This window comes from Pseudomonas sp. LBUM1678 (genome assembly GCF_059695575.1).
On the sequence record NZ_CP166775.1, the window covers coordinates 2,463,188 to 2,488,735 of the forward strand.

General features: G+C 49.3%; 19 protein-coding genes and 3 pseudogenes. 19 read left to right on the top strand and 3 right to left on the bottom strand.

Features of this window, described 5'->3' with window-relative positions; all coding sequences use genetic code 11:
- The 11 genes from pobA (at position 1) to ACA070_RS11330 (ending at position 13,140) form a co-directional block, all read left to right on the top strand.
- Complete coding sequence (gene pobA / locus ACA070_RS11280; protein ID WP_497451168.1) at positions 1–1,167, top strand: 4-hydroxybenzoate 3-monooxygenase; 1,167 nt, start codon at positions 1–3, stop codon at positions 1,165–1,167.
- Positions 1,168–1,469: 302 nt separating this feature from the next.
- Positions 1,470–2,612, top strand: a complete 1,143-nt coding sequence (locus tag ACA070_RS11285) for a 4-oxalomesaconate tautomerase (RefSeq protein ID WP_497451939.1) — start codon at positions 1,470–1,472, stop codon at positions 2,610–2,612.
- Between the two features lie 32 nt (positions 2,613–2,644).
- Positions 2,645–3,550 carry an amidohydrolase family protein gene (locus ACA070_RS11290; RefSeq protein WP_497451169.1) on the top strand — a complete coding sequence of 302 codons (906 nt, stop codon included), beginning with the start codon at positions 2,645–2,647 and terminating at the stop codon, positions 3,548–3,550.
- A 51-nt stretch (positions 3,551–3,601) separates the two neighbouring features.
- Positions 3,602–4,003: a protocatechuate 4,5-dioxygenase subunit alpha gene (ligA, locus tag ACA070_RS11295; protein ID WP_497451170.1), complete on the top strand. Its 402-nt coding sequence runs from the start codon at positions 3,602–3,604 to the stop codon at positions 4,001–4,003.
- The gene (locus ACA070_RS11300) at positions 3,996–4,835 is read left to right on the top strand and encodes a class III extradiol dioxygenase subunit beta (RefSeq protein WP_497451171.1); all 840 of its coding nucleotides are present in this window, start codon (positions 3,996–3,998) and stop codon (positions 4,833–4,835) included. Before ligA ends, ACA070_RS11300 begins: the two co-directional genes overlap by 8 nt.
- Complete coding sequence (locus ACA070_RS11305; protein ID WP_497451172.1) at positions 4,828–5,844, top strand: Gfo/Idh/MocA family oxidoreductase; 1,017 nt, start codon at positions 4,828–4,830, stop codon at positions 5,842–5,844. Before ACA070_RS11300 ends, ACA070_RS11305 begins: the two co-directional genes overlap by 8 nt.
- 30 nt (positions 5,845–5,874) lie before the next feature.
- Positions 5,875–7,260, top strand: coding sequence for an MFS transporter (locus ACA070_RS11310; protein ID WP_497451173.1), 1,386 nt, complete (start codon positions 5,875–5,877; stop codon positions 7,258–7,260).
- Positions 7,261–7,438: 178 nt separating this feature from the next.
- Positions 7,439–8,638, top strand: coding sequence for a formaldehyde dehydrogenase, glutathione-independent (gene fdhA / locus ACA070_RS11315; protein WP_497451174.1), 1,200 nt, complete (start codon positions 7,439–7,441; stop codon positions 8,636–8,638).
- Between the two features lie 332 nt (positions 8,639–8,970).
- Positions 8,971–10,239 (top strand): malic enzyme-like NAD(P)-binding protein, encoded by a 1,269-nt coding sequence (locus ACA070_RS11320; protein ID WP_497451175.1) that lies wholly within the window; start codon positions 8,971–8,973, stop codon positions 10,237–10,239.
- On the top strand, positions 10,236–11,051 hold the full coding sequence (locus tag ACA070_RS11325) for a LysR substrate-binding domain-containing protein (protein ID WP_497451176.1): 816 nt from the start codon (positions 10,236–10,238) through the stop codon (positions 11,049–11,051). The genes ACA070_RS11320 and ACA070_RS11325 overlap by 4 nt, the downstream gene beginning before the upstream one ends.
- A gap of 463 nt (positions 11,052–11,514) precedes the next feature.
- Positions 11,515–13,140, top strand: a complete 1,626-nt coding sequence (locus ACA070_RS11330; RefSeq protein WP_497451177.1) for a methyl-accepting chemotaxis protein — start codon at positions 11,515–11,517, stop codon at positions 13,138–13,140.
- On the opposite strand, the pseudogene ACA070_RS11335 reads toward ACA070_RS11330, so the two are convergent.
- Both ACA070_RS11335 and ACA070_RS11340 read right to left on the bottom strand, forming a co-directional pair.
- A pseudogene (locus ACA070_RS11335) lies at positions 13,062–13,389 on the bottom strand (IS66 family transposase). The gene ACA070_RS11330 and the pseudogene ACA070_RS11335 overlap by 79 nt on opposite strands.
- A 368-nt stretch (positions 13,390–13,757) precedes the next feature.
- Positions 13,758–14,264: an SDR family NAD(P)-dependent oxidoreductase gene (locus ACA070_RS11340; protein ID WP_497451178.1), complete on the bottom strand. Its 507-nt coding sequence runs from the start codon at positions 14,262–14,264 to the stop codon at positions 13,758–13,760.
- Positions 14,265–14,800: 536 nt separating this feature from the next.
- On the opposite strand from ACA070_RS11340, the pseudogene ACA070_RS11345 reads away from it, so the two are divergent.
- A pseudogene (locus ACA070_RS11345) lies at positions 14,801–14,942 on the top strand (LysR family transcriptional regulator); the annotation flags it as partial.
- Positions 14,943–15,214: 272 nt separating this feature from the next.
- Here the strand turns inward: ACA070_RS11345 and ACA070_RS11350 are convergent.
- On the bottom strand, positions 15,215–15,469 hold the full coding sequence (locus tag ACA070_RS11350; RefSeq protein ID WP_497451179.1) for a helix-turn-helix domain-containing protein: 255 nt from the start codon (positions 15,467–15,469) through the stop codon (positions 15,215–15,217).
- A gap of 111 nt (positions 15,470–15,580) precedes the next feature.
- Here ACA070_RS11350 and ACA070_RS11355 point away from each other — a divergent pair, with 111 nt between their 5' ends.
- The 7 genes and pseudogenes from ACA070_RS11355 to ACA070_RS11385 all read left to right on the top strand — a co-directional run.
- Positions 15,581–16,162, top strand: coding sequence for a VspR family transcription factor (locus tag ACA070_RS11355; RefSeq protein ID WP_497451180.1), 582 nt, complete (start codon positions 15,581–15,583; stop codon positions 16,160–16,162).
- Complete coding sequence (locus ACA070_RS11360; RefSeq protein ID WP_497451181.1) at positions 16,159–17,544, top strand: DEAD/DEAH box helicase; 1,386 nt, start codon at positions 16,159–16,161, stop codon at positions 17,542–17,544. The genes ACA070_RS11355 and ACA070_RS11360 overlap by 4 nt, the downstream gene beginning before the upstream one ends.
- Before the next feature lie 838 nt (positions 17,545–18,382).
- Positions 18,383–20,488: a hypothetical protein gene (locus ACA070_RS11365; RefSeq protein WP_497451182.1), complete on the top strand. Its 2,106-nt coding sequence runs from the start codon at positions 18,383–18,385 to the stop codon at positions 20,486–20,488.
- Positions 20,488–22,692 (top strand): hypothetical protein, encoded by a 2,205-nt coding sequence (locus tag ACA070_RS11370; protein WP_497451183.1) that lies wholly within the window; start codon positions 20,488–20,490, stop codon positions 22,690–22,692. The genes ACA070_RS11365 and ACA070_RS11370 overlap by 1 nt, the downstream gene beginning before the upstream one ends.
- Complete coding sequence (locus ACA070_RS11375; RefSeq protein ID WP_497451184.1) at positions 22,689–23,294, top strand: hypothetical protein; 606 nt, start codon at positions 22,689–22,691, stop codon at positions 23,292–23,294. The genes ACA070_RS11370 and ACA070_RS11375 overlap by 4 nt, the downstream gene beginning before the upstream one ends.
- A 107-nt stretch (positions 23,295–23,401) precedes the next feature.
- Entirely contained in the window at positions 23,402–24,784 is a 1,383-nt protein-coding gene (locus ACA070_RS11380; RefSeq protein WP_497451185.1) for a tyrosine-type recombinase/integrase, read from the top strand.
- A gap of 50 nt (positions 24,785–24,834) precedes the next feature.
- Positions 24,835–25,080 (top strand): annotated as a pseudogene (locus ACA070_RS11385) (SAM-dependent methyltransferase); the annotation flags it as partial.
- Between the last annotated feature and the right edge of the window lie 468 nt (positions 25,081–25,548).

A 25,548-nucleotide genomic window follows, 5' to 3' on the forward strand; every position in this document is an offset into this window, starting at 1 on the left:
ATGAAAACCAAAGTTGCTATTGTCGGCGGTGGGCCGGCAGGTCATCTGCTGGGTCAACTGTTACAAAACCAAGGTATCGATAATGTAATTATTGAGGCTAAAAGCAAAGACTATGTCCTTGGTCGGATTCGTGCGGGTGTTCTAGAACAGTGTACGGTCGACATTCTGCGTGAAGCCGGAGTCGGTGAACGCATGGATCGCGATGGTTTGGTTCAAGAAGGTTTTGAATTGTTCTTTAATGGTCGAAGTGAACGCATCCCCCTCACGGAGTTGACGGGGGGCAAGATATTGATGGTGTACGGCCAGACTGAAGTTACGAGAGACTTGATGGATGCTCGCGAAGCGAGTGGCGCGGTTACTGTCTATGAAGCTGCAAATGTAACGCCCCACGGCTTCAATAGTGGGAAACCATTTGTTACCTATGAAAAAGATGGCGAAACGCATACGGTCGAATGTGACTTCATCGCTGGGTGTGATGGTTTTCATGGTGTTTGCCGTAAATCCATCGCACCGGGAGAGATCACTGAATACGAATATACCTATCCGTTTGGCTGGCTAGGTGTACTGGCGGATGTGCCGCCCGTCTCCAACGAAATCATCTATTGCCATCATGAAGATGGTTATGCACTTTGCTCAATGCGTTCAAAAACCAGAAGTCGTTACTATATTCAGGTTCCGATTGATGAAAATATTGAAAATTGGTCTGAAGATCGTTTCTGGACTGAGTTGAAACGCCGCCTTCCTGCCGAAGCAGCCAATAGGTTGGTCACAGGGCCGGCCCTCGAAATGAGCATCGCCCCATTACGCAGCTTTGTTTGCGAACCGATGCAGTTTGGATCGATGTTTCTTGCTGGGGACGCGGCGCACATTGTACCGCCAACGGGTGCTAAAGGTTTAAATCTCGCAGTCTGCGATGCTAAAGATCTATCTGATGCGTTAATAGATTTTTACCAAAACGATGACCGAGTAAAACTTAACGCGTATTCGGAGGTTTGTTTGGACCGAGTGTGGAAAGCTGCACGCTTTTCGTGGTGGATGACGACGCTGTTTCATAAACTCTCTGATAACCCATTTCATCGCAAGGTACAACTCGCAGAATTGGAATACACCATGAGCTCAAGCGCTGCGCAGACGGTAATTGCCGAGAACTTTGTTGGCCTGGATTAACTGAATAAATCTTTTGGGCTGTGCAAATGTCGCGAATGCTGGCGGCCGTGATCAAGGGAACTTGACGCTATAAACCATGGGCAGATCGTCTCGCGATTGTTTTTTTCGGGTCGTCAGCTGAGTGCCCATGGCGGTGTTTTCTTTCGTGGAATTCTTTGAGCAATGCTTATATTCGATAACAGTCATGCAATGGATCGCGTTGCTGGCCTCGGTGGTGCTCCCTATCATCACCCTAATGTAAAGGCGGCGAAAAATACGCCCACCTCTGACTAATAAAAAGCGACGATTGCGAGCACACTATGATGACTCAGACTTCGATCCCTTGCCTATTCATGCGCGGCGGTACCTCACGTGGACCGTTCTTTGATCGCGCAGACCTTCCCAGCGATCTTGTTACTCGTGATCGTGTATTGCTCGCTGTTATGGGCTCTCCAGATCTTCGACAGATCGATGGTTTGGGCGGCGCACATCCGCTAACTAGCAAAGTGGGTATTGTTGCACTCAGCGATCTACCAGGTGTGGATCTAGAGTTTCTCTTCGCACAACTTCAGCCTGACAGCGATCAAGTTGACACCACAGCCAATTGCGGAAATATGCTGGCGGCCGTGGTGCCATTTGCCCTGGAGCGTGGATTGATTGATGCCCAAGACGATGTGACGACATTGCGTGTGCTGACGCTTAACACCAGCATGCAGTGTGACATCAGTGTCCAGACACCGAAGTTCAACGGTGTACGCCACGTCGAATATGCCGGCGATACCCGCATCGATGGCGTGCCGGGACAGGCTGCGGCTATTGGCATCAATTTTCTGGACACTGCCGGATCGGTCTGCGCAGATCTACTGCCCACGGGCAATCGGCGAGATAGGATCATGTTGACCGATGGCCTCTCGCTCGACGTGACGTGCATCGATAACGGCATGCCCATGGTCCTGTTCCCTGCGAGTGCGTTGGGTCGCACGGGATATGAATCGACTTCGATGCTCAACTCCGATGATGAGCTTAAAACTCGGCTTGAATCCCTGCGCCTGATTTGCGGCGAATTAATGGGACTCGGTGACGTCAGTACGCGCAACTACCCGAAAATGTGTTTGCTTGCCGCCCCGTTGCACGGCGGCAGCATCGTTACGCGCTGTTTTATTCCGCATGTTTGTCACGACGCTATCGGTGTCCTGGCAGCCGTTACCGTAGCCACCGCTTGCGTACTAAGCGGCACGGTGGCTGATGGGCTGGCCGTGGTGCCGGGTGGGCTTCAACAGACCGTCAGCGTGGAGCACCCGACGGGCGAGTTCACCCTGGAACTGGGCCTTGAGAGTGCCCCGGATTCAAGCGAACCGAATGTGACGAGTGCAACCCTGTTGCGTACTGCTCGCCTATTGATGCGGGGCGAAGTCTTGATTCCACGTGTCGTCTGGCCTGGATTCTCTGCTGATTCCAGCATTTAAACATTGCCGCTTCACCCAAATCGAGAGCAATCATGACGAGCTATCTCACCCCTGGCTGGCTTAATTTTCATCCCGACCCCAGTAAGCCGATCTTTCAATTACCACCCGGTGCGGTGGATGCCCACTGCCATGTGTTTGGTCCAGGCGCCAGTTTTCCCTACGCTCCTGAACGAAAGTACACCCCGTGTGACGCCTCCAAAGAGCAGTTATTCGCGTTACACCGACGGTTGGGTTTCGACCGAAGCGTGATTGTGCAAGCTACCTGCCACGGCAGTGACAATCGAGCATTGGTAGATGCTTTGCTACATGCCGGCAATAAGGCGCGAGGCGTTGTGACGCTGAAGAACAGCGTAACCGACGAAGAGTTGCAAGCGCTCCATAACGCTGGAGTCAGGGGTGTGCGGTTCAACTTCGTAAAGCGTCTGGTGGATTTCACACCACGTGAAGAATTGCAGGCCATTGCGAAGCGTATTGCGCCGCTGGGCTGGCATGTAGTGGTGTATTTCGAGGCGCAGGATTTGCCCGAACTCTGGGACTTCTTCGTGGGTCTGCCGCTGCCGGTAGTGGTCGACCATATGGGGCGTCCGGACGTCAGTGAAGGCGTTGACGGGGCGTCATTCGAGCTGTTTCTGCGCTTGCTCGGCGAGCATTCCAATATCTGGACCAAAGTCAGTTGCCCAGAGCGTTTAAGTGTTATCGGGCCGGCGGCGCTGAATGGCGAATCACATCCGTACCGTGACGCGATTCCGTTTGCGCGAAAGGTCGTCGAGACATTCCCCGACCGAGTACTTTGGGGGACTGATTGGCCCCATCCCAACCTCAAGGATCACATGCCTGACGATGGACTCCTTGTGGACGTCATCCCACGTATAGCTATCACTCCCGAATTACAGCAAAAGCTGTTGGTCGACAACCCGACACGTTTGTATTGGGCTTGATTCAACGGCGAACCAGTCTGTTTAACCCCGATCTTTCATAACGGAGCCGCTATGAACCGGCCAAAAGACTACGACGACATACCTGGCACTTATGTGTTCGACGGTAGCCACCATCGTAAGGGCTATGCACTGAACATGTTTTGCAAATCCCTGGACCTGATTGAAAACCGTGAGGCTTTTCGCCTGGACCCACTCGGATATTTGGCGCACCACCCAATGACCGAGCAGCAACATTCGGCAGTGCTGGCACGTGACTGGCTGGAAATGTTGAAGTTGGGTGGGAATATTTATTACACCTTCAAATTGGCCATCTTCGATGGTTTAAGCATGCAACAAGCAGGGGCAGCCATGTCCGGCAATGGGATGTCTCTCGAAGCGTTCCAGAAAATGATGATCGATGGAGGTCGCTCCATCGTCGGCAACCGTAGCAAGAAGGAGCAACTTCATGGCTGACTTAATTGGTGGGATAGGCACATCACATGTGCCGGCAATTGGCGCGGCAATCGACCACGGCAAGACCGGTGAACCCTATTGGAAACCCCTGTTTGACGGCGTCGCTCCTGCACGTGCGTGGATCGCCGAACACAAGCCGGACCTTTGTATCGTCGTCTATAACGACCATGCTTCACAGTTCGATCTGTCGCTGATTCCAACCTTCGCGCTGGGCATGGGCGCGACATTCGACATTCATGATGAAGGCTATGGGCCACGGCCTGTGCCCCAGGTTCAAGGTGATCCTGACTTCGCCTGGCACCTCGCGGAGTCACTGATTCTTGACGAGTTTGACATGACCCTGGTGACAGACATGACCGTCGATCACGGTTTGACCGTGCCCTTATCTTTGGCCTACGGACAGCCTGATGCGTGGCCATGCAAAGTGATCCCGTTGTGCGTCAACGTTATTCAATACCCGCCCCCTACAGGCAACCGCTGCTACCAATTGGGCAAGGCGCTGCGCCGCGCCATCGACAGTTACGATAAAGACATCAAAGTCGCCATCTTCGGTACCGGTGGAATGTCTCATCAGCTACAGGGTGAGCGGGCAGGGCTGACCAACCGCGACTACGACCTTCAGTGGATGGATCAATTCGTCAGCGATCCAGTGAAGCTCCTCAATATTGGCCATACCGAATACTTGCGTGAAACCGGCTCCGAAGGCATCGAGCTGGTGATGTGGCTGATCATGCGTGGCGCCATGGACGAGCGAGTGAGCGAGGTGCATCGCTTCCACCACATTCCAGTCTCCAATACAGCCTATGGACTGCTGGTACTGGAAAATGACTAATTCAGACGAAAGCTCCCGAGTGCGAATTGCGCTGGTTGGTCTGGGTGCGTTTGGTCGTAAACATCTGGATGTGCTGACAAAGATCGAAACAGCCGTGGTCACAGCGCTAGTGGGTATTGATACCCAGCAGAACCAGTTACTCGCTGCACACTATGGAGTTGGCAGCACTTACAGCGATCTCGATCAGGCGCTGGCTGATCCGAATGTAGACGCGTTGATCCTGTGCACGCCAACACCCCTGCATGCTTCTCAAGCCATGAGATGTCTGGCGGCCGGCAAGCACGTGCTGGTAGAAATCCCGATGGCGGACAATCTTGTCGATGCCGAGCTCCTGCTGCGGGCCAGTCTGGCAAGCCGTTGCGTTGCCATGGTGGGACATACGCGGCGTTTCAACCCGCCTCACCAGTGGCTGAATCGGGAGGTCCGTGAGGACCGTTTACGCCTCCAGCAGTTGGTAGTTACCACGCACTTCATGCGCCGTGAAAATCTAAACGCGCAAGGTCAGCCGCGCGAATGGACTGATAGCTTGTTGTGGCATCACGCGGCGCATACGGTCGATCTTTTTCAATATCAAACCGGCAGTCAAATCGTTGCCTGGAATGCGTTGCTGGGCCCAATAGATACCCATCTGGGGACGGCAATGGACATGTCACTGCAACTCAAGAGCGACAGCGGTGCGTTGTGCAGCTTGAGCTTAAGTTTCAACAATGAAGGGCCTTTTGGCAGTGACTTTCGTTTTATTGGCGACCGAGGTACCTACATCGCCCGCTATGACGATTTAACTGATGGGAATGGTGTGCCAGTTGACCTCTCGAGCATTGGACCCCAAACCGACGGCGTAGAGTTGCAGGACCGTGAATTCATCGATGCCATACGCAGCGATCGCGCGCCGCGCTCTAGCGTCAGCAGCGTCATGAGCTGCTACCGCTTGCTGGGTGCTATACACGCTTCTCTGTTTACCAGTGAAAGTTTGACCCCTCCCACTGACCTCTTACCGGTCTGTGATTGATACATCACCAGCTATTAAGGCAGAACAATAATGAATAATGCTGCTGATATCTTGGACGCTATAAAAAAAGGGAAAATGAGCCGCTACCAGATTCTGATCGTAGCGCTCTGTACTCTAATTGCCGCCCTGGATGGCTTCGACGTGCTGGTGGTGGCTTACACCGGACCCGCCATATCATTGGAGTGGGCGCTTGCACCCACTGCGCTGGGGCTTTTGTTCAGTGCTGGTTTAGCGGGGATGGGGCTTGGCGCCGTTACCGTTGCGCCAATTGGCGACATTGTCGGGCGAAAGCCGACGATCATCTTTTGCATGGTTCTATTGCTGGTTGGCATGGGGTTGTCCGCGTTTACCAGCGGCCTCGGAGAACTCACTGTAATGCGCTTCATCACCGGAATCGGCATTGGCGCGATTCTGGCCAATGTAAACATTATGGTGACTGAGTACTCCTCGACCCGCCGTAAAGCTTTGTGCGTTTCGCTCATGGCGCTGGGATATCCAATTGGCGCTACATTGGGCGGGATTTTCTCTGTCATCCTCATTGAAGACTATGGGTGGCGGGCAGTGTATCTTTTTGGTGCCGGTGTCGCGGCTGTGTTACTTCCCATCGTTTGGGTCTCTATGCCCGAGTCGGTTGATTACCTGATTGCTAAAAGACCGAGCAACGCTTTAACGCGCTGTAATCAAGTTTTAAGAAAAATGGGAATGCTTCAACTTGATCAACTTCCAATCCAGCACGATGTAACAGCCTCAAAACCTGGGATATTTGCGCTGCTGAAAAACGGTGATATGGTCAGTAGATTGTTCTTCACAAGTGTCGTTTATTTTTCAGTGATGATGACTTGTTACTTCCTGCTCAGCTGGACACCACAAATTCTTACGCGTAGTGGTATGACACAAACTATGGGGATCTCCGGGTCGTTGTTGATGAACCTGGGTGGAATTGTAGGCTGTCTGGTCTATGGTTTTTGGGCACAAAAGCTCGGACCTAGACTGATGGCTGCAGGGTTTATGGTGGGACTGATTATAACGGCGGTGTCATTTGCCGCCGCACCGGACGCGAGTGTGACGTTATTGTTGGCAGCCATTGCGGTAGGCTTCTGTTTGTTCTCCGCGGTCAATTCACTTTATGTGCTGATCCCAGGTGTTTTTCCTGTGCACCTGCGCAGTACCGGCACGGGCATAGCAATGGGCGCTGGAAGGCTGGGTGCAGTAACAGGACCGCTCTTAGCCGGCTATTTGATCGCAATGGGTCTGGATAAAGTCGTGTACATCGCCATCCTCTCGGCACCTATGATAATTGCAGCGATCGTGTTGATTAAGCTTAAACCTTTCGAGCGTTCAGCCAAAGAAAGCGTTGAGAGCTCGTTAAACCCAATGAATATGAGCAGCAGTTCAATGGGTGGCAATAGCCACTAGTCTGCCCAGGCATATACACGGGGTGTTCGTCATACGATACATGGCGATCTCCTGGTTCTATGGGATGGCACGCCGAATTCCTTTTTGGATAACGGCGGTGCCTGTAATCAGAATAATCAACGTGTCGCCGTTCCATGGCGATACGGTAGCCACATAAAAACAACAGCGAGGGGAAAGCATGTCTGGAAATCGTGGTGTGGTATATCTCGGCAATGGCAAAGTTGAAATACAGAAAATCGACTATCCGAAAATGCAGGACCCGCGCGGCAGGAAGATTAACCATGCTGTCATCCTGCGCGTTGTGTCCACCAACATCTGTGGTTCCGATCAGCACATGGTGCGTGGCCGTACCACGGCTCAAACCGGCCTGGTGCTGGGTCACGAGATCACGGGGGAAGTGATCGAAAAGGGCAGCGACGTCGAGAACCTGCAGATTGGCGATCTGGTGTCTGTACCGTTCAACGTTGCCTGCGGGCGCTGCCGTTCCTGTAAGGAAATGCACACCGGTGTCTGCCTGAGTGTAAACCCGGCGCGCCCGGGCGGCGCCTATGGCTATGTTGATATGGGTGACTGGACCGGCGGCCAGACCGAATACGCGATGGTGCCGTACGCCGATTTCAACCTGCTGAAACTGCCTGATCGCGACCGCGCGATGGAAAAAATCCGCGACCTGACCTGCCTCTCCGACATCCTGCCTACCGGCTACCATGGCGCAGTGACCGCCGGCGTTGGCCCAGGCAGCACCGTGTATATCGCAGGCGCCGGCCCGGTCGGCCTGGCGGCCGCCGCTTCCGCTCGTCTTCTGGGTGCGGCGGTGGTGATTATCGGCGACGTCAATACCGTCCGCCTGGCTCACGCCAAGGCCCAGGGTTTCGAAACCGCCGACCTGTCCCTCGACACTCCGCTCCACGAGCAAATTGCCGCATTGCTGGGCGAGCCAGAAGTGGATTGCGCCGTCGACGCCGTAGGCTTTGAAGCGCGCGGTCACGGCCATGATGGCGTGAAACACGAGGCTCCGGCCACCGTGCTCAACTCGTTGATGGGGGTGGTCCGCGTAGCCGGTAAAATCGGAATACCTGGGCTGTATGTGACTGAAGACCCGGGTGCAATGGACGCCGCCGCGAAAATGGGCAGCTTGAGCATTCGTTTTGGTTTGGGCTGGGCCAAATCCCACAGCTTCCACACCGGCCAGACGCCGGTGATGAAATATAACCGCCAGTTGATGCAGGCGATCATGTGGGACCGAATCCACATAGCCGACATTGTTGGCGTTGAGGTTATTAGCCTCGATGATGCGCCACGTGGATATGGCGAGTTCGATGCGGGCGTGCCGAAAAAATTCGTGATTGATCCGCATAGGTTATTTAGTGCGGCTTAGCTATTTTTAGTTGAGAGAAAAGGGCGGCGAGTTGTCGCCTTTTTTTACCGGCCGTTGGAAAGATATTCTTTTTTGAGTTTCTGCTCCTATGCAATGTGCCTAGACATCGGTGAGTTTTTGTCGTGCCTCTGTATTGTTTTATGAAGAGCAGGAAGTTAGTCCTGGGCTCGCGCTACAGGTTCAAGCTCAACTGGTGGGATGCATGGATATTCTCGAGTCAGCGCTGATAGATGGTGACAGGGGCTCAGTTGCACCCTGAATGAGGTGGTTGTGGCTTATGCCAGCAGTCGCGGCCTGGTCTGAGATGCACTTTATTTACTGGAATTTGTGAAATGACTGATCTGAAAACGGCTGCATTGCACTATCACGAACATCCACGGCCGGGGAAACTCAGCGTCGAGCTGACGAAATCAACTACCACGGCTCGAGATTTGGCCTTGGCGTACAGCCCAGGCGTTGCGGAACCCGTGCGGGAAATCGCCCGTGACCCGCAAAACGCATACCGCTATACGGGAAAGGGCAATCTGGTGGCGGTCATCAGTGACGGTACTGCGATACTGGGCCTCGGGAACCTTGGCCCGCTGGCCTCCAAGCCTGTGATGGAAGGGAAGGGCGTGCTATTCAAACGCTTTGCTGGAATTGATGTATTCGATATCGAAATCGAGGCTGAAAGTACTCAAGCTTTTATCGATACGGTCAAACGGATCTCCATCACGTTCGGCGGTATCAATCTTGAAGACATCAAAGCACCAGAGTGCTTTGAAATCGAACGAGCTCTAATCGACCAGTGCGACATCCCAATATTCCATGACGATCAGCATGGCACGGCCATTGTTACTGCCGCTGCCATCCTTAACGCGCTGGAAATCGTTGGCAAATCCATCGCGGATGCGAGGATTGTCTGCCTGGGCGCGGGTGCTGCCGCTATATCCTGCATGAAGCTCTTGCTAAGTCTGGGCGCAGCTCTAGAGAACATTTTTATGGTTGATCGCCAAGGTGTGATCCATACCGGGCGTGATGGCTTGAGCGAATACAAGGCGATGTTCGCTCAAGGAGGCGATATTCGTACTCTGGAGCAAGCGCTAGAAGGGGCCGACGTGTTTGTCGGTTTGTCTGGTGCAAATCTGTTATCCGTCGAGGCACTCAAACGAATGGCTCGGGACCCAATTGTTTTTGCCTGCTCCAATCCTGATCCGGAGATAGACCCTCAACTGGCCCGCGCCGCCCGGCCTGATCTGATCATCGCGACCGGTCGTTCCGACTACCCGAATCAGGTCAACAATGTATTGGGTTTCCCTTTCATATTTCGTGGAGCACTAGACGTCAGGGCGCGCATCATCAATGAGGAGATGAAGGTTGCCGCCACCCATGCGCTGCGGGAGCTGGCGAAGCAACCGGTGCCCGCTGATGTTAGTGAAGCTTATGGCGGCACGCAGTTTTCGTTCGGCCGTGACTACATTTTGCCTAAGCCCATGGATGCACGTCTGATCACTGAAGTGTCCGCAGCCGTTGCCAAAGCCGCAGTTGAGAGTGGCGTGGCGACGTTGCCCTATCCAGCGCACTATCCGCTGCTTTCGGTTTCGCAGGTTTTTGGTGAGTGAGGGCAGGCAAAGGCACTAGCCAGCGCATCAAAGCACTGGGACGTCAGTTGGGTGTGCCCCTGCTATTAAGAGTTGGCAATCTGTCGACCCCGACAGAGGCATGCCTGGCCCTGCTGCCACGCGCGAAAAAAATTCTGTTGGAGGTCAATGCACTGGCGGGAGATGCCGATGCTTCGGGATTGACTGGCCCCTATCGTATAGGCGCCAATTCAACGGTCCTGACTGGAGTCCTGCCGGGGGTATTGCGCTCGCTAACTCAAGAGGCCGCACGCATCAAACCTATTTTTCACCCCGGTACTTTCACAGGCGTCTTTCAACAGCTGTTGGCCGATGAGTTGGACGCTGCCATCCTGGTTGCCCCATCATTTGTGCTTCCGAAAACAGTGCACAGCCAGTCCCTGCTCCGGGAAGAGCTGATCCTGCTTTCTGAGGATGAGCCATTACAGGGTATTGAAGAATGCCCACGGACCAATCCTTACATACATTATGACCCGCTGTCTTGGGGAGGCATGAGAGGTGAGCAGTATTTGAAAGACAGAGGCCTCCCCCTGAGTTCGTTGCTAGAGCTAGACGGTCTAGAGACCATTGCGATGCTGGTCGCACAAGGTGTCGGCGTAAGCCTCGTACCTCGCTGGCATGGCCTTGAGCATTTCGCCTACTGCTGTGCAATGACGCCTGTTGGCGATCGTGACTACGATCGGGAAATTGTAATGCTAACCCATGTTCCATCTCGGCGTTCCAGCATGGATGCGGCGTTGTCATCCGTGCTGACGAGCTGTGTGAGTAGGTCTTCTCAGAAGGCAGGGATTTGATGCGTAAGCAGCAAACACACCTTGCGATGGAGGCGCATAGCTTGATTGTTGGCTTACTCACTCAACTGTTTTTGATTACTGGCGAGTCAAATTTGAAATCGCGGCGACGACCTTTATCACCATCTCTGCGTCAGCGAATTCTGTGTTTAATTTGAGGTGCTAAAGGTCATTCCGATTACGTTGGAGTGCCGTTTGGATTTGCCTAATAATTAAAACAGGTATTGGGAAAGGTAAGGTGTGGATTCGCAAAAGGCTATCAAAGCTTTTATTAGGGGGCGTTGTGAAGTTTAAGGAGGCTTGCGCAAAATCAATCGGCACTAAATCGTTTTAGGTTAAATTGCGAAAATCTGCTCCGGCTCAATACACTTTGCCCGACTGGTCGGCTGTATGATTTGTACACCATGAAAAACAGTTAATGACTGTCCTTAATAGAAAAGGGCGTCAATTTTTCAGGAGCTATCCATTGAATATTAGAAATATAGGAATTGCCCCAAGGGCAGCTATCGGATTTGGTATTGTTGCAGTCCTGTTGTTATTTAATGGGGTTTTCAGCTTGGCACAAATGCATATTCTGTATAGCACGTCAGAAAAATTTAATGAACACTGGATCCCCGCTTTGGTTGATGCTCAAAACTTAAGCGCCAGCATCGCCAATATTCGTATTCAGAACCAACGCATGCGCAGTACTAATGATGAAAAATTACACGAGGAGAGTAGGCGTATTATTGCTGAAGAACAGCAGCGTGCCGAAGAGATATTCCCTAAACTCAAGTCTGCGTACGCGTCGGCGGAGCAAGATACGTTAATCGAAGATATACGTGTGTCATTTACTAAGTATTTGGTTATTGTAAGCCAGCTTTCAGCGTTGATTCAAACAGTCTCGGTTGACGAAGATACTAACGAAACTGCAAAAATATCGCGAAATTTCGGTGATCAACTAGATGCTAAGCTTACTGCTCTCCGAGAGCAAAATCAAAAGGGCGCAGATATGGCAGCCCTCGAGGCGTCGAGGGGCTACAGTCAAGTTTCCTCAATAGTCATAGTGTCTCTTGTTATTACGATGATGCTATTAGTGTTTATTGCTTGGCAATTAAGCAGAAGCATTACTACGCCGATTAAACAAGCACTAGCCGTGGCCAATACTATTGCCGGAGGCGATTTGGGGACTCCCATTACAGTCGTCGGAAATGATGAGCCGGCATCACTGCTCAAAGCCATGGCCAAGATGCAAGGAATTTTGCGTTCGACGATTCAGGGCATCGCTGATTCGTCTACCCAATTGGCCGCTGCTACCGCAGAAATGAACTGCGTAGTGGATAAAAGCACGCGCAGTTTGCAACGTCAGCGTGATGAGATTGAGCTGGCGGCCACCGCAGTCACGCAAATGAGTAGCGCAGTGGACGAGGTAGCTAATAATGCGGTTAGCACCTCAGAGCTATCCGAAGCGTCGAGCCAGGAAACCATCAAGGGACACCAGCAGGTCGCTGAAACAGTAACCTTGACGCAAAACCTTGTCAGTGGGCTATTGAATGCAACTAAGCGGGCCGATAGCCTATCGAATCACACTCAAAGCATCAGCAAAGTGCTGGACGTGATTCGCGGGGTTGCAGAACAGACTAATCTGCTCGCGCTGAATGCCGCCATTGAGGCTGCGCGCGCCGGAGACGCCGGCCGAGGATTCGCTGTGGTGGCCGACGAGGTACGCTCTTTGGCACAACGGACACAATCTTCCACTCAAGAAATTGAAGACATCATTGCCAGTGTCCATACCGCCACTCGTGAAACGGTGGAGGCGTTAGCGAGAAGCACACAGCAGGCCGATCAAACACTGATCCGCGCACGCGCCGCCGGCGAAGTACTGAATCAGATTACCCACGCCACGGCACAAATCACTGCGCGTAACCTGATGATAGCCAGCGCTACCGAGCAACAAGCATTGGTCGCGCGGGAGGTCGACCGCAGTCTTGTGAACATTCGTGACCTGTCCCACCAATCCACGGGGGGCGCGGTTCAAACATCTAAAGCCAGCGCGGGGTTATCGAAACTGACGGTGGATCTGAATGACATGGTGGTAAGGTTCACGTTGTAGCAAAGTCGGACGCTGACACGACTAGGGCTGAAGTCGTAAACGACCGGCGCCAAATAGGAGAACTGGCTGGTGGAATACGGCCAGAGGTACGCACGATGAGTCTTCTTCGCGCCAAGCGTCAGTATCTGGACCGGAGTTACGTCGGCGTGGACGACGCCGTGCGTGAGCACGGAGCGCATTAACCAGCGGCTGTAATTGCACGCCGAAGTTGCCCGCCCACCGTACCAACGTCGAACGGGAGATGGGCAACCCGGCGCGACCAAAGACTTTCTCTTGCTAATACAGCGGGAGATGGTCGGCGAACTTGGCCACCCTTCAGGGTTTAATTGATCGAGATCTGGATGCGAAGTCACGCCTCCGATTTTGCCAGAGAGGGCTCATGGCGATGATAGACGGATGGACCAATTGAGCTGGCAAGCGCGCCATGGCAGACGAATTAGAGCTTTGTGATAACACCTGCGACTTCCTTCAGGACCTGAGCTGGTGGATTCGATATTTTTAGCTCTTTTACAAGGCAGGGCGACAGCTCGCTTGAAACTGCTAGTGGGGCAGGTATTCAATGATAGCCAGTGATAAAACGGATTGTTCCCGCCTGCGAAGGCGAAGTGGTATTTGGTTCAGCGAAACCCCAACCCAAACTTCCCGCGCATCAGGGTCATGTAAGACTCTTCTGAGGTTTCACGGCGCGCCAGCACCAGCGGTTCGATGTCCTGCGTCGCGAGATAACGCAAACGATCGCTGCCATCGCTTGCAGCGTCGACAATCACCTGCGCCACGTCTTCTGACGTTGCCAGGCGCTGTCCACGCAGGCCTTCGAATACCTTTGATGTATGGCTGATAAAACCGTCGTAATCAGTTGGCGTAGTCAGTTGTGCTACTTCGTTTGCCGAACGGGTGCCAAATTCAGTGCTGATGACTCCACCGGGCTCGACTATTTTCACCACGATGCCTTGTGACGCCAGTTCATATGACAACGATTCGGAGAATCCTTCCAAGGCGAATTTGCTGGCGGTGTAGATCGAAATCATCGGTAGACCGAACACTCCAGCGCCGGAGCTCACATTAATAATGACTCCCGCTCCACGCTGGCGCATATGCGGCAGAATTTGCCTGGTGACGTCCATGACGCCAACTCAAATAGGCCGACCTTGGCGTCTGGCATAATGCGACTGGAATTTATGGCCTGAACTAGTCAGGGGCTTTCTTTAAAAAGACGATCGCCTTGTTTTGTGGACGGTGTGAGACGAAGAAGTTAACGTGAGTGAATACCCACTAATGTCCTGGACGTAGTTTGCTATCGGACTCGTGGAAGATGAATGATTTGTTTATCTGGGGAGGCATTATTGTGCGAAAGCTTAATAAATCACCCAAGCGAGGTAATTGGGCTATCAATGAAGAAAATTTTGGTGGGCCCAGATCACGAGCGAGCAAAAATATATCTCAATCGAAGTGAGTTGTTAACACACTAAGTGACCTACACGCATCGAATTCAGTGCCGTTACCACTGAGGTGTTTTTCATTCTAAGCGGCACCGTGGAAAATGCTAACGAAGGTTCGGTGTAAGATCTAATGGCTCCATTTTATTTTCTAATGACCACTGAAGGGTAGGGTGGTACTAATTGCAATAGGCTGCGTAAACCAAAAGTTTATAGTGACGTCTATGGAAACCTTCAGGTGTATCGAATGCTTTGTGCGCAGTGCCGAGGCCGGTAGCTTCGCCAATACGCTTGATGCTTGAGCGATGCTAACTGCAGGGCAAAAGTGTTGCCAAGCCGGAGGTTTGCTTCGGAGTGCGGCTGTTCAGCGCCACTCCGTGGAAACTCTTCTAGCAACTGCCCGGCTTCACGACATAAAACCTTTCACAAACGACGCCCACGTTGGTGTTTAAGGTTTTCGCGACACGGCTGGCTATGGTTGGCTGGTTCCATTCTTAATGAAAAGAATTCCAATCGTAGTGAAAACTCATGGCCGGTTTGCGAGCTGGATAGGGACCATGCCGGCGCTTGTTAAGTGACGCTGCGCATTTCAATCAGTAATTTGTCAATTCTGGTCAATTAGTGCCGGCTAATTCGGGTCAGTCTCTTGCCGCCAGATCAGAATCCAACTCGTGGAGAGAAAGCGTTTCAGGCAAGAGGTACTGAGGCTCGCATTCCAGGACGTTGGCTATGCGATATAGCTTCTCTACGGTGATATTCACTTCGCCGCGCTCAATACGCCCCATATAGCTACGATCGACAGTGCAGGAGTGCGCCAACGCATCTTGGGAAAAGCCTTTGGCTTTCCGTTGTGTCCGTATTCTTTCGCCCAACGCCTTTGCAAGCTGATGCATATCCGCCTCGGTCTCCACTGAGGCGGCACTATCTTGCGTTTGCGGATGAATCGGCCACGGACTATAATCCGCATTTTGACCGTTCCGCGAATTTCCCTTCCAGGTGCCTGCATGAAACCCGATTCATTCATCTTCGACAGGCGTCTCTACGACCTGTTTCAGCAGGGGCACCTACGCCAATTTACGACCAACGACTTACGTAATGCTTACGCTACTCGCCTAGCGGGTATTACGTTCAACAGCAGCGACCTGCGCAGATATGTCTATGAGCAGATCAGACGGATGCTGCGTACCGGATGGGTTATTCAGGATGAAAAACGACAAAAGCGGGGTCAGATCTATCACTGGCAGGGTATTCCAGCGAATCTACAGGTGGAGCTCATCGATAATGGGTACGAGAACAGTGTCAAATCGGTGAATAAACCGCTGCATCAACCCGCACAAAGCATCGACTCAGAGAAGCCTGGGCCAGATGTGGTCAAACACCTGGAATCCATACTCAAAGAGATTCGGCTCGACTTCCTTTCTTCCATGGGAGAAACGGAGCGCTATAAGCAACTGCTCGACGAAATGCCGCACCTGAAGGACCAAGTCGAAGGTGATTATCTCGAAGCTCGAGACCGAAGCTCTCGTCTTCTAGGGCATCTCCGAGCGGTCGAAAAGACGCTCAAGACAGTCATGTCCGCACGATGAAAGCATCGCCGAGAAAATGGCAGAGCCAATGCGTTGAAATAGCGCTGGAGCACTACACCACAACGCCGCACTTCTTCTGTCAAGCCACTCCCGGGGCCGGGAAGACACGAATGGCCGCAGAGCTGGCTCGACAACTGTTGGAGCAAGGCAAGATTGATCTCGTGCTGTGTTTCGCTCCGTCTTGCCAAGTCGTCGACGGCTTTCGCTCGACTTTCTCGGCTGTACTTGGGAAACGTCTGGATGGGCTTATCGGTGCCGTAGGAGCCGCGAGTACCTATCAAGCGATGGAACACCAGGATGAAGCCTTCTGGAGGCTTTTCGATGACTACCGCGTGTTCGCAGTATTCGACGAGATCCATCACTGCTCAGGATACGATCCGCTGTTGAGCAATGCTTGGGGTCAAAAAATTCTTTTAAAAATGCAGGATCGCGCTGCCTTTACCTTGGCGCTATCGGGCACACCATGGCGCTCGGATGATAGAGGCATTGCTCTGGCTCGTTACTCCAATCCGGAGGGGCGATTGATTTGCGACTATCGCTATGGCCTTAAAGAAGCCATTTCCGACGGCGTTTGCCGGTCACCTCGCATCGTTCTCTTAGATAACCAGATGCTGAGACTCAAGGAAAATTTTGTAAACGACAGTACAGTTAAACTTTTTCCCAGCATCGCTAAGCTATTGCGCGAATCTCCGGTTTCATATGAGGACTTAATTCGTCATGAGGACGCGCTGAACCAATTGCTTGATCTGGGAAGCAAGAAACTCGATGAAGTACGAATACTCAAACCGAATGCCGCGGGATTGGTTGTTGCTACAAATATTGAACATGCTCACCAGGTTGCTTTGGCGCTAAAGGGCAAGGGCGAAAGTTTTCAAGTCGTGACTACCAGGACGCCAGACGCACAGAAGGTCATCAACGGGTTTAAAAATAGCGACTGCCGATGGATTGTTGCGGTGGGAATGATCAGCGAGGGGACTGATATCCCTCGGCTCCAGATATGCTGCTATCTCAGTCGAATTCGTACTGAACTGCATTACCGTCAGGTCTTGGGAAGAGTCCTTCGACGCGTGGGCGAGATTGACGATCAAGCTTGGTTGTTCGTCTTGGCGGAGCCGACACTGAAGCGATTTTCTCAGCGTATCGCCGATGATCTACCGGACGATTTGGCTGTAGTGTGCGCTGTAGGTGCAACTGCAATTGAGGCTTGGTCAACAGAGGGGGAATTGGACAGTTCGATGCAAGGTGAGCTGAAAGAGCCATTCAACTCGGTGCCTACCACTACAGCGCAGAAGTTTGTACCGCCGGGGAATCTGGCCTATGTATCTACTTATCAAATAAGCTTCTCGAAAAATTATCGCCAGCAACTGCTGGCCGTTTTCTGATGTGTTGTTTATCCATTCCCAAGCCCTAACAGCGTTGGCGAAACCACCGAGAGGCTCAGCCATCCAGCAAATTCGCTCCCGATCGACCGTTAGGTTCAAAACATTCATGCAAAAAACTACCTTGGCACTTGGCCCTTGGCCCTTGGCACCTTGGTTTGAGTGGTTTTTCATTGATTGAAACGTTGCTTCGGTGGATCACAAACCGCTTGTCGTACATTGCTGGTCCGAAATTGAAACCTGGCTTTTGCAACTGACTGAAAAATAAAGAATAAAAAATAGATCAGTCGAATATTTCGCTACGTAATAGATACAACCTGCAGCTCATGTTGAAATTTATCCCTATGTTGACTAGCCTGCAATTGGGCCAGCGTAGCCTCATGGATCACAGTTAATGACTCGTCTATCAGCATAACGCGTGAAGCGACCATAGCTGTGCAAACGACTAATATTGTCGGGAGCACGACTATGCATGTGAAAAATCTCAACTTAACCGCCCATATCTTTTTTTCATCATCGGCCGCAATTGAACTTCGCGTGTCCGATGCCATTGTTTGTGTCTACGTGATTTGTTCCGCATTGAAGAAAATCACACGAAAAGTTTTTTTCAAGAGCAGATCAATCGTTTGCCAATCCTCCTCACGGTACAGGGTTTATTCAAAAGGTGAGGTTAATGTGCCATTAACCTCCAAACATCGGTTGATGAAATACGAGTATATATTTTTTATAATTTTAATTGGCGTGAAATATTTCAGCGCGCATGAAGGCTTTGCTAGACGGATTGTCCTGCTGATAAGAATAAAATTCTTTATTGTTTGTCTGGTATTTCAGGAGTCTTGAAATGAATTATAAGATTTTAGATTGTTGCATAGTTTTTTATATAGAGCACCCAGCTAAAGACAGTCTAGTATATAGGAAATTTTCATTTGCCGGCTCTGTACTTGCGTTGGATGAAATAAGCATGGTTTGCGAGTTGATATGTAAATCCAGGATTGGGCGATTAGATAGTTCCAATGCCACATACCTCAGTTTTTTTCTAAAGCCGTTGTTGGATTATTTCGTTACGACTGGTGTCAGGTTTCCAAAAAACTCAAACGAGTGGCAGTCATTTGTGTTGGATTTTTTCAAATTTTATTTAACAGATACTACTTGTTCTCAATCTTCGCCAAAAACTCGATTTCAGTGTTGGACTGGTGTGATACGAAATACGTTTTTGTTTTGGACTACTGAGGGGGCCATCCCCATCGGATTGTTAATTCCATCCATCGACAGAAAAAAGACTAACGATGAGAGCAATAAATTTCTGTTGGGGGAAACACAAGCAGAGCCGTTGCCAGCATCGAAACAGATACAAAAACTAACGGTAAATGTAAATTTTGCGCAAGCCGACGACGAGTACTTAGATTCAGTGCATAGGGATTGCAAAAAATCAATTGACCTTATAAAGCAGGTTTGTCTCGAGCATTGGAACAACCTCATGGTAGACGGAGAGGTATGTGCTGAGCTTGAAATGAAAAAAAAATCTGGCCCATTGAGTGGCATTCTAGTGCAGCCATATTTTACTGAGAGTATGGAAGTGGGGCGAATAGAACTGTTGTCTCAAAATTCTCTTTGTGAGAAAAGTTGTTATTGGAAAATTTCTTTTATTAGACAGTTACTTAAAGTTGGTGAGAATAAAGAATGCATCTCAAGTAAAATTCTAAAGTCTTATAGTTTTTTTACGGAAAAAGTACTTGATAGTGTTGACTTCGAAGCTTTGACGCAATGCACGGCTATGCCGATCGACGCATTCAAAAAACTATCACTGCGCGCACAGTACACTAGGTTCATTGGGATTCTTACTCCAGTAGATGTTGCTGCAGTTTGCTGTCTCTTAACAATTGAGCACCCAGAATTCACTTCAACATCGTTACAAAGCGCCAAATTATTAAATACTAGAGGGAAGTACCATATTTTAATGACTGATGTTGATGGTTCTTCCGTTTTTAGTGTTGATAAGCCTAGGGCGGGACAGCGAAAATATGTGGTACTTACACCGTTATCGCAAAAGTTACTAAAGCAAATAGTAAGGTGGACAGCACCTATTAGAAAGATCATGGAGCAAAGTGGCGACAAGGGATGGCGTTACCTTTTTTTGGGGCAGTTAGGAGAAGGTAAGTTAGGTGTGATTGATAAAGTCACACATTTTCTAGCATCAAAAGTCAGCTATAGTTTGAAGAACCTATATCCTGACCTTGCTTCTGCAGGGCTTATTTCAGGTGCATTTGACTTTCGTCGTATAAGAACCACCATGGGTGTTATTCGTTGGTTCGAGACTGGGTCGGTCATGGAAATGAGTCGAAGGTTAGGGAATAGTTATAAGGTTGTAATCGAAAATTATCTTCCCGCTGCTCTCCTACAGGCCTGGAATAGGCGAATTATTAGAAGGTTTCAGAATACGTTGATTGTTGTTGCCGCATATGGCGAGGACTATTTACTTGAAATTACTGATTTTTCGAAAATTGCAGATCTGCAAAATTTTGTATCTCAATTGATTTTTGAGTATCCACCAAATAGTAGCCCTCTGGCTGCAGAGTTGAATTTCAGGATAAATTCAACTTCTAAACCAGCTGTCGAGAAAAAAATAGAGGTAGGTGCTAGTGTCTTAAATATTCGTTTGTCGGCAACTAGTTTGGGTTACTTATACGCGTTTAGCGAGCTTGTATCGAGGAACATGAATGAAAGTGAAATGGCGGAAATTGATCCTGTATCAGGGTTAGCTCCTCTTCAGTTTGTGGATTTGGCTAGGCTACTAAGGCATGCATGCGAAAATGAGAAGGTGTCAGCTGATTTAAGTGAATTAATGGATTTATCGATGTTGAGGCGAGTTCATATGGAAGCGTTTGACATGCAGAAAGAGATTGGTGAAAAAATTAAGCTTTCCATTTTTTCTGAGTGGGCAATGTAATGAGAAGTTTTTTTTCTGGGTTTAGTCGATTGCCAACTCCTTCGGTAGATGACATTTTTAGTGATGAAGATAGAGAAATTATTCTGAGGTCGCTAGATACTGCAAAACAGTTGGCCCGCCCGTATGAAGGTAGTTACAAGGCTGCTTGGTTACTTTCTGAGTTTACTGATTTAGTGTGGATAACAACAAATCACGGGCGAGAGGAAAAAGTGAATGGCACGTGGAAAAACGTAGTGGTAGTAAACTGGGATGTAGTGTTGCCTAATGGAGAGAGGTTGTCAGATCCAAAGTTCTCCAAGTTATTGGATTTGAATCGTCGGATCGCTTATTTGGTTCGTTCTGGATTTGTCAATGGTGAATATGCCGTAAAGCCCTGGAGAGCGGTTGTTGCGGTTCTATTACAATTGACTAGTTGGCTTGTATTGCATGAGGAGCTTTTTAGACCGTCGGAATATGGATTTAAATTACTGGAGCAGGAAGACATCAATGTACTGCTTTCCAGCTTTTCTGAAGGCGGTTGGGTTGTTGCTCGAAAAGTGCCTGAACGATTGCTTGCATATCTATATGTGCGTGTTTTTGGAAAAGCATGCCCTGATGAATTGAATGAAACATTATATGATTTACCTATTTCTCTACGTGAGGAAATAGTTAAATGGCTGGAGGATAATAAATTTTACTCTAAGCCTGTGAGTGGCCCTAATTCTGGCAAGCGATATTTGAAGCGAGGACTGCTTGCCGAAATACTTGGAGAGAGTGTCTCTGTAATTTCAAGTGGATCTCTAAAGTTCAGCGTTTTTTGCAGACAGTTTGAGCCTGATTTAAATGATGGACCATTATTATTAAAAATACATCAAAAGACAGAGTTTCCAAGTCAAAAGGTTAGGCCCATTCGAGCGCCTATTGAGCCCAGTTCCGAGTCAGCGCTACATTCAGTATGCACAAATCTCAACGTGATTTTTGCAACCCATCGCCATTCGCCTGATTTATTACCAGATCCATGTATAGTTTCCGTCAGAGAGGCTGAAAATTCGGTATTAAAATCCACCAAACTTGGGAGCCATCATTCGTTCATTCCGATGGATGTGGGTTTCAATTACTTAAACGAGGCATTTCGTTTTGTGCATGTGTATGGAGAGTCAATCGTTGATTATTATCTTGCAATGGGTCCCACCAGGCCTAAAGGCAGGTTTGATAAAAACGTTGAAATGCTGAACAAAAAATGCAATAAGCTTGCGAAGCGGTTTGTTATAAAGGATAGGGGGGATGTTAAGCCAATTGCTGAAGCTCTAGGAATTAAAGATTTTCAGATAATGAGTGTAATCGACTTCGATTTGTTTCGAAAACAACCAACTTTAACTCAAATGCTTCGTGTGTTGATTGGTGCTTGCATCATATGCATCGCGATGATGAAGCCTTCTAGAGCGGATGAACTTAAACATCTCAAGAGAAACTGCTTGCATCATAATAGTGATGGGTATCATTTGAATTTTTCATTGGGTAAAAGAAATGTAGGGGCTACTCATCTAGAGTCCTGTATGCCAATTCCGGTGATTGCTGCTAAAGCAGTAAAATTGCTGCAAAAGTTGGGTTCCGCTTTAGTTGAGTTGTTCAATGAAAAACGGAAAATCGCAAACAATTTGTTTTACTTGCCGAAGCTGCATGGGCAGGGTGCAAAAAAAGCCGATACATATCTACTAAATATGCATATTGACATTTTCTGTGACTATGTCGCACTGGACCCAGATGGCCTTGGACGTCGTTGGTACGTACGTATCCATGAGATGCGTAAATGGTTTCTTTTGCTGTTGTTTTGGTCTGGTCGCTTTGATGTGTTAGACGCTGCACGCTGGATTGCAGGACATGCTAACATTAATCATATTTACGCTTACATAGAACGTGAGTTTCCAGGTGAGGAGCTACCTGCTTTAGAAGCTGAGTATGCTATTGAGCGCCTTCGTGTATTGGAGTCCTGCAAGGGTCAAGGTTGTGAAGTGGAACATGGGCTTCATGAACTTTATGAAATTGTTTTGTCACATTTTAATATTGCCTCACTTTCGATGATTTCCGAGTTTGAGTGGATTGATTATATATCTACTCTTCGTAATGATGGTGGATTCCTTCTTGAACCTCATTCCGTATTTGATGATGATAACGAGGTAGTTGGGGTTAATGTCTCCTTTGTACTTAGAGAGACTACGAGATGAATAAAAAGGGAGCGTATCGAAAAAAATTAAAAAATATGGAGAACGTTCGGGCTAGACGTGAGTGGTTGTTGGCAGGTATTGATAATCCAGAGATGTTGGAGTTATGTGTCCAAGAAAAGATCTCGAGCCAGAGAGGGTTTGCGGCTCTTGCAATACCGAATAAGTCAATAACTTCAATTGCATTGAATACTATGAAGAAGCTCGCAAACGAACTGTTCTCCAGTCAAAAAGGTTATTCTGATGGGTTTGCGTATTTTGATAGTCTTCGGCTACAGTTATATAAATCAATAAAGCAACGTTCCTGTTCGAGGAGTACTGATAGTGAATCTTCGCGTCAGGCTGATGTTATTAAAGAGCAGACGGAGAAGTTGCGCGGGGTTCAGTTGCAAAGTATATTTCGCTCAAAGGCATATATTGATTTGCTAGGTAAGGTCAATAATCTGCTGAAAGATGGTGAGATAGATGAAATGGCAAAAATACGGCTTCTTAAAATCCTACATGGTCATAATGCTAAATTTGGCAAGCTCTTTGATCCACCAGCTTCTTCCAATAACACCGATTTAGGTGTGCTTGTAATGTTGGCTGGGGGGCGAAATGAATGATACGGGGGCAGTTGTTTAATTTGTTATCTGTGCGTGTTCCTTTTAGCAGTTCTCCTGCATTTGATAGCGGTCGAATAATATATGAGCACGTAGATCGTTTTCCTTTTATGTACTGGCCTGATGGCCGTCCTTGTGAATTGGTAAATATGTATTTGTTGTCCGTGGCTTATTCGACTACGGGGGACTCATTAAAGACATATGCTTCGCTGCTTTCTCACTTGGTTCGTTACTGTTTTAAGAATAATGTCAGTATTTTTGATCTTTCGGATGGTCACTTTTTCGATTTTTCGGAGCTGCTACAGAAGGAGAAGTGTAAGTCTGATAAAAATAGGAGTGTTAGAAATAAGAATACCGTAATATCGATTTTTAGGAGAGTTATTCATTTTCTTTTTTGGTGTCAGAAGAATTTTGTATTAGTGTCGGCTCAACCGCTTATCGGAACAATCGAGCAGTCACCACGAATAATTGTTGAATTAATTAGAAGTGGCGCCATAAGTAAGCGCAGTAAAGTGATATTTGGTGGGTGTGGCTATTGGCATCGCGCAATGCCCGTTAGTGAGAGTCGGGAGCCAAAGCGTCCAATTTCAATTGAACTGATTGAAGGTATTGAAAGTTTGGTTGATACTATGAGTTTGCCAAATCGGCAATTTCATACGTCGCTTCACATTTCCTCTGCGCTTTCTCCTCTAAAGCTTGCTAGATTGGAGTATATAAAATCTCGCAGACACTTTATGATTTGGTTGATGAAAAGGACCGGTTTACGCCCTAGCGAAATGATTGAAATCAGTGTTGAATTGCATCTGAAGATTTTACACGCTAAAGCAATATATATTCCAACGAAGAAACGGCGTAGAGAGATTGCGCCACTGCGCAGCTTTCCAATTACCTTAAAAGATGCTGCAACCTTTCAGCGATATCTCACAGCCAGGGATAAGTATTTGGGCGTTTTGTTGCAGCACAACTATGAGGGTTCCAGCAATGATGCATTGTTTTTAACAACTGATGGGCGGCCCATTCAAAAAGTTTCGCTAGAAAGTGACTTTAAACGGCTAGTAATAGCTGCAGGGTATCAGGATCATCAAGCCTGTTTTAGTATGTTTCGACACCGATTCATTACATTGGAGGTGATGGTTCATCTTAAGGAGTTTATGAAGGGGGCGGGTAAGTCAAGACGCTTAATGACTGATAGCGATTATGAGTCCATACTCAAACGTGTCGCTGTTAAAACTGGTCATAAGAGTGTTCAAAGTTTGTGGCATTATATTGATATTGTGTGGGGTGAAATTGACGTATGGGGAGGTGTTGACCGCGCCATTGCGCGATTGCATGCAGCTGATCGCTTACATGATGAATTATTGGCTCTCATGCTCGAACTTAGAACACGTGAAGAATCTCCGGACGTAGAAAAAACTCTAAAAGACGTCGTCAATAAGCTTCAGACCATTCTGCGATCAGCAAAGCAAGACATTGATACAGACGAGACGGTTTAAAGAGTGATTTGGTCATCAAATGACACGTGTTGCGGTCTGCCCACAAAATTCGCCGCGAGCCGTTCGTGCAGGATCAGCCGATCGTCTACGAAGGCAAAGTCGACCAGCAGGCCGCGTCGTCCTACTGGTTCGTCCACACCCTGGGCGCAATCTTCACCGCCGCCATCGAGGCGGGGCTGCAGATCAGCCACTTCAAGGAGTACCCGCATTCCAACCGCGAGGAACTCTACGACCGGTATGAGAAGCAGACGGCGCAGTTGCCGATGTGTTTTACGTTGGTGGTGGAGAAGCGCTAAGAAAAGTGTCGCTCCCACTGACGCCATCGTCGGAACGCCGCCCGGAGCAAGCTTGCTCCCACATTTGATCGTCGTCGAACACAAATCCCGTGTGCGCTGAAGATCTACTGTGGGAGCGAGCCTGCTCGCGATAGCAATTTATCAGGCACATCGATGCTGAATGTCCCACCGCTATCGCGAGCAGGCTCACTCCTACATTTGAATCCCGTCGAACACAAATCCCGTGTGCGCTGAAGATCTCCTGTGGGAGCGGGCTTGCTCGCGAAAGCGATTTATCAGTCACATCGATGTTGGATGTAACACCGCCATCGCGAGCAGGCTCACTCCTACATTTGATCGTCGTCGAACACAAATGCCGTGTGCGCTGAAGATCTACTGTGGGAGCGGGCTTGCTCGCGAAAGCGATCTGTCAGTCACATTAATGCTGAATGTGCCACCGTCTTCGCGAGCAAGCCCGCTCCCACATTT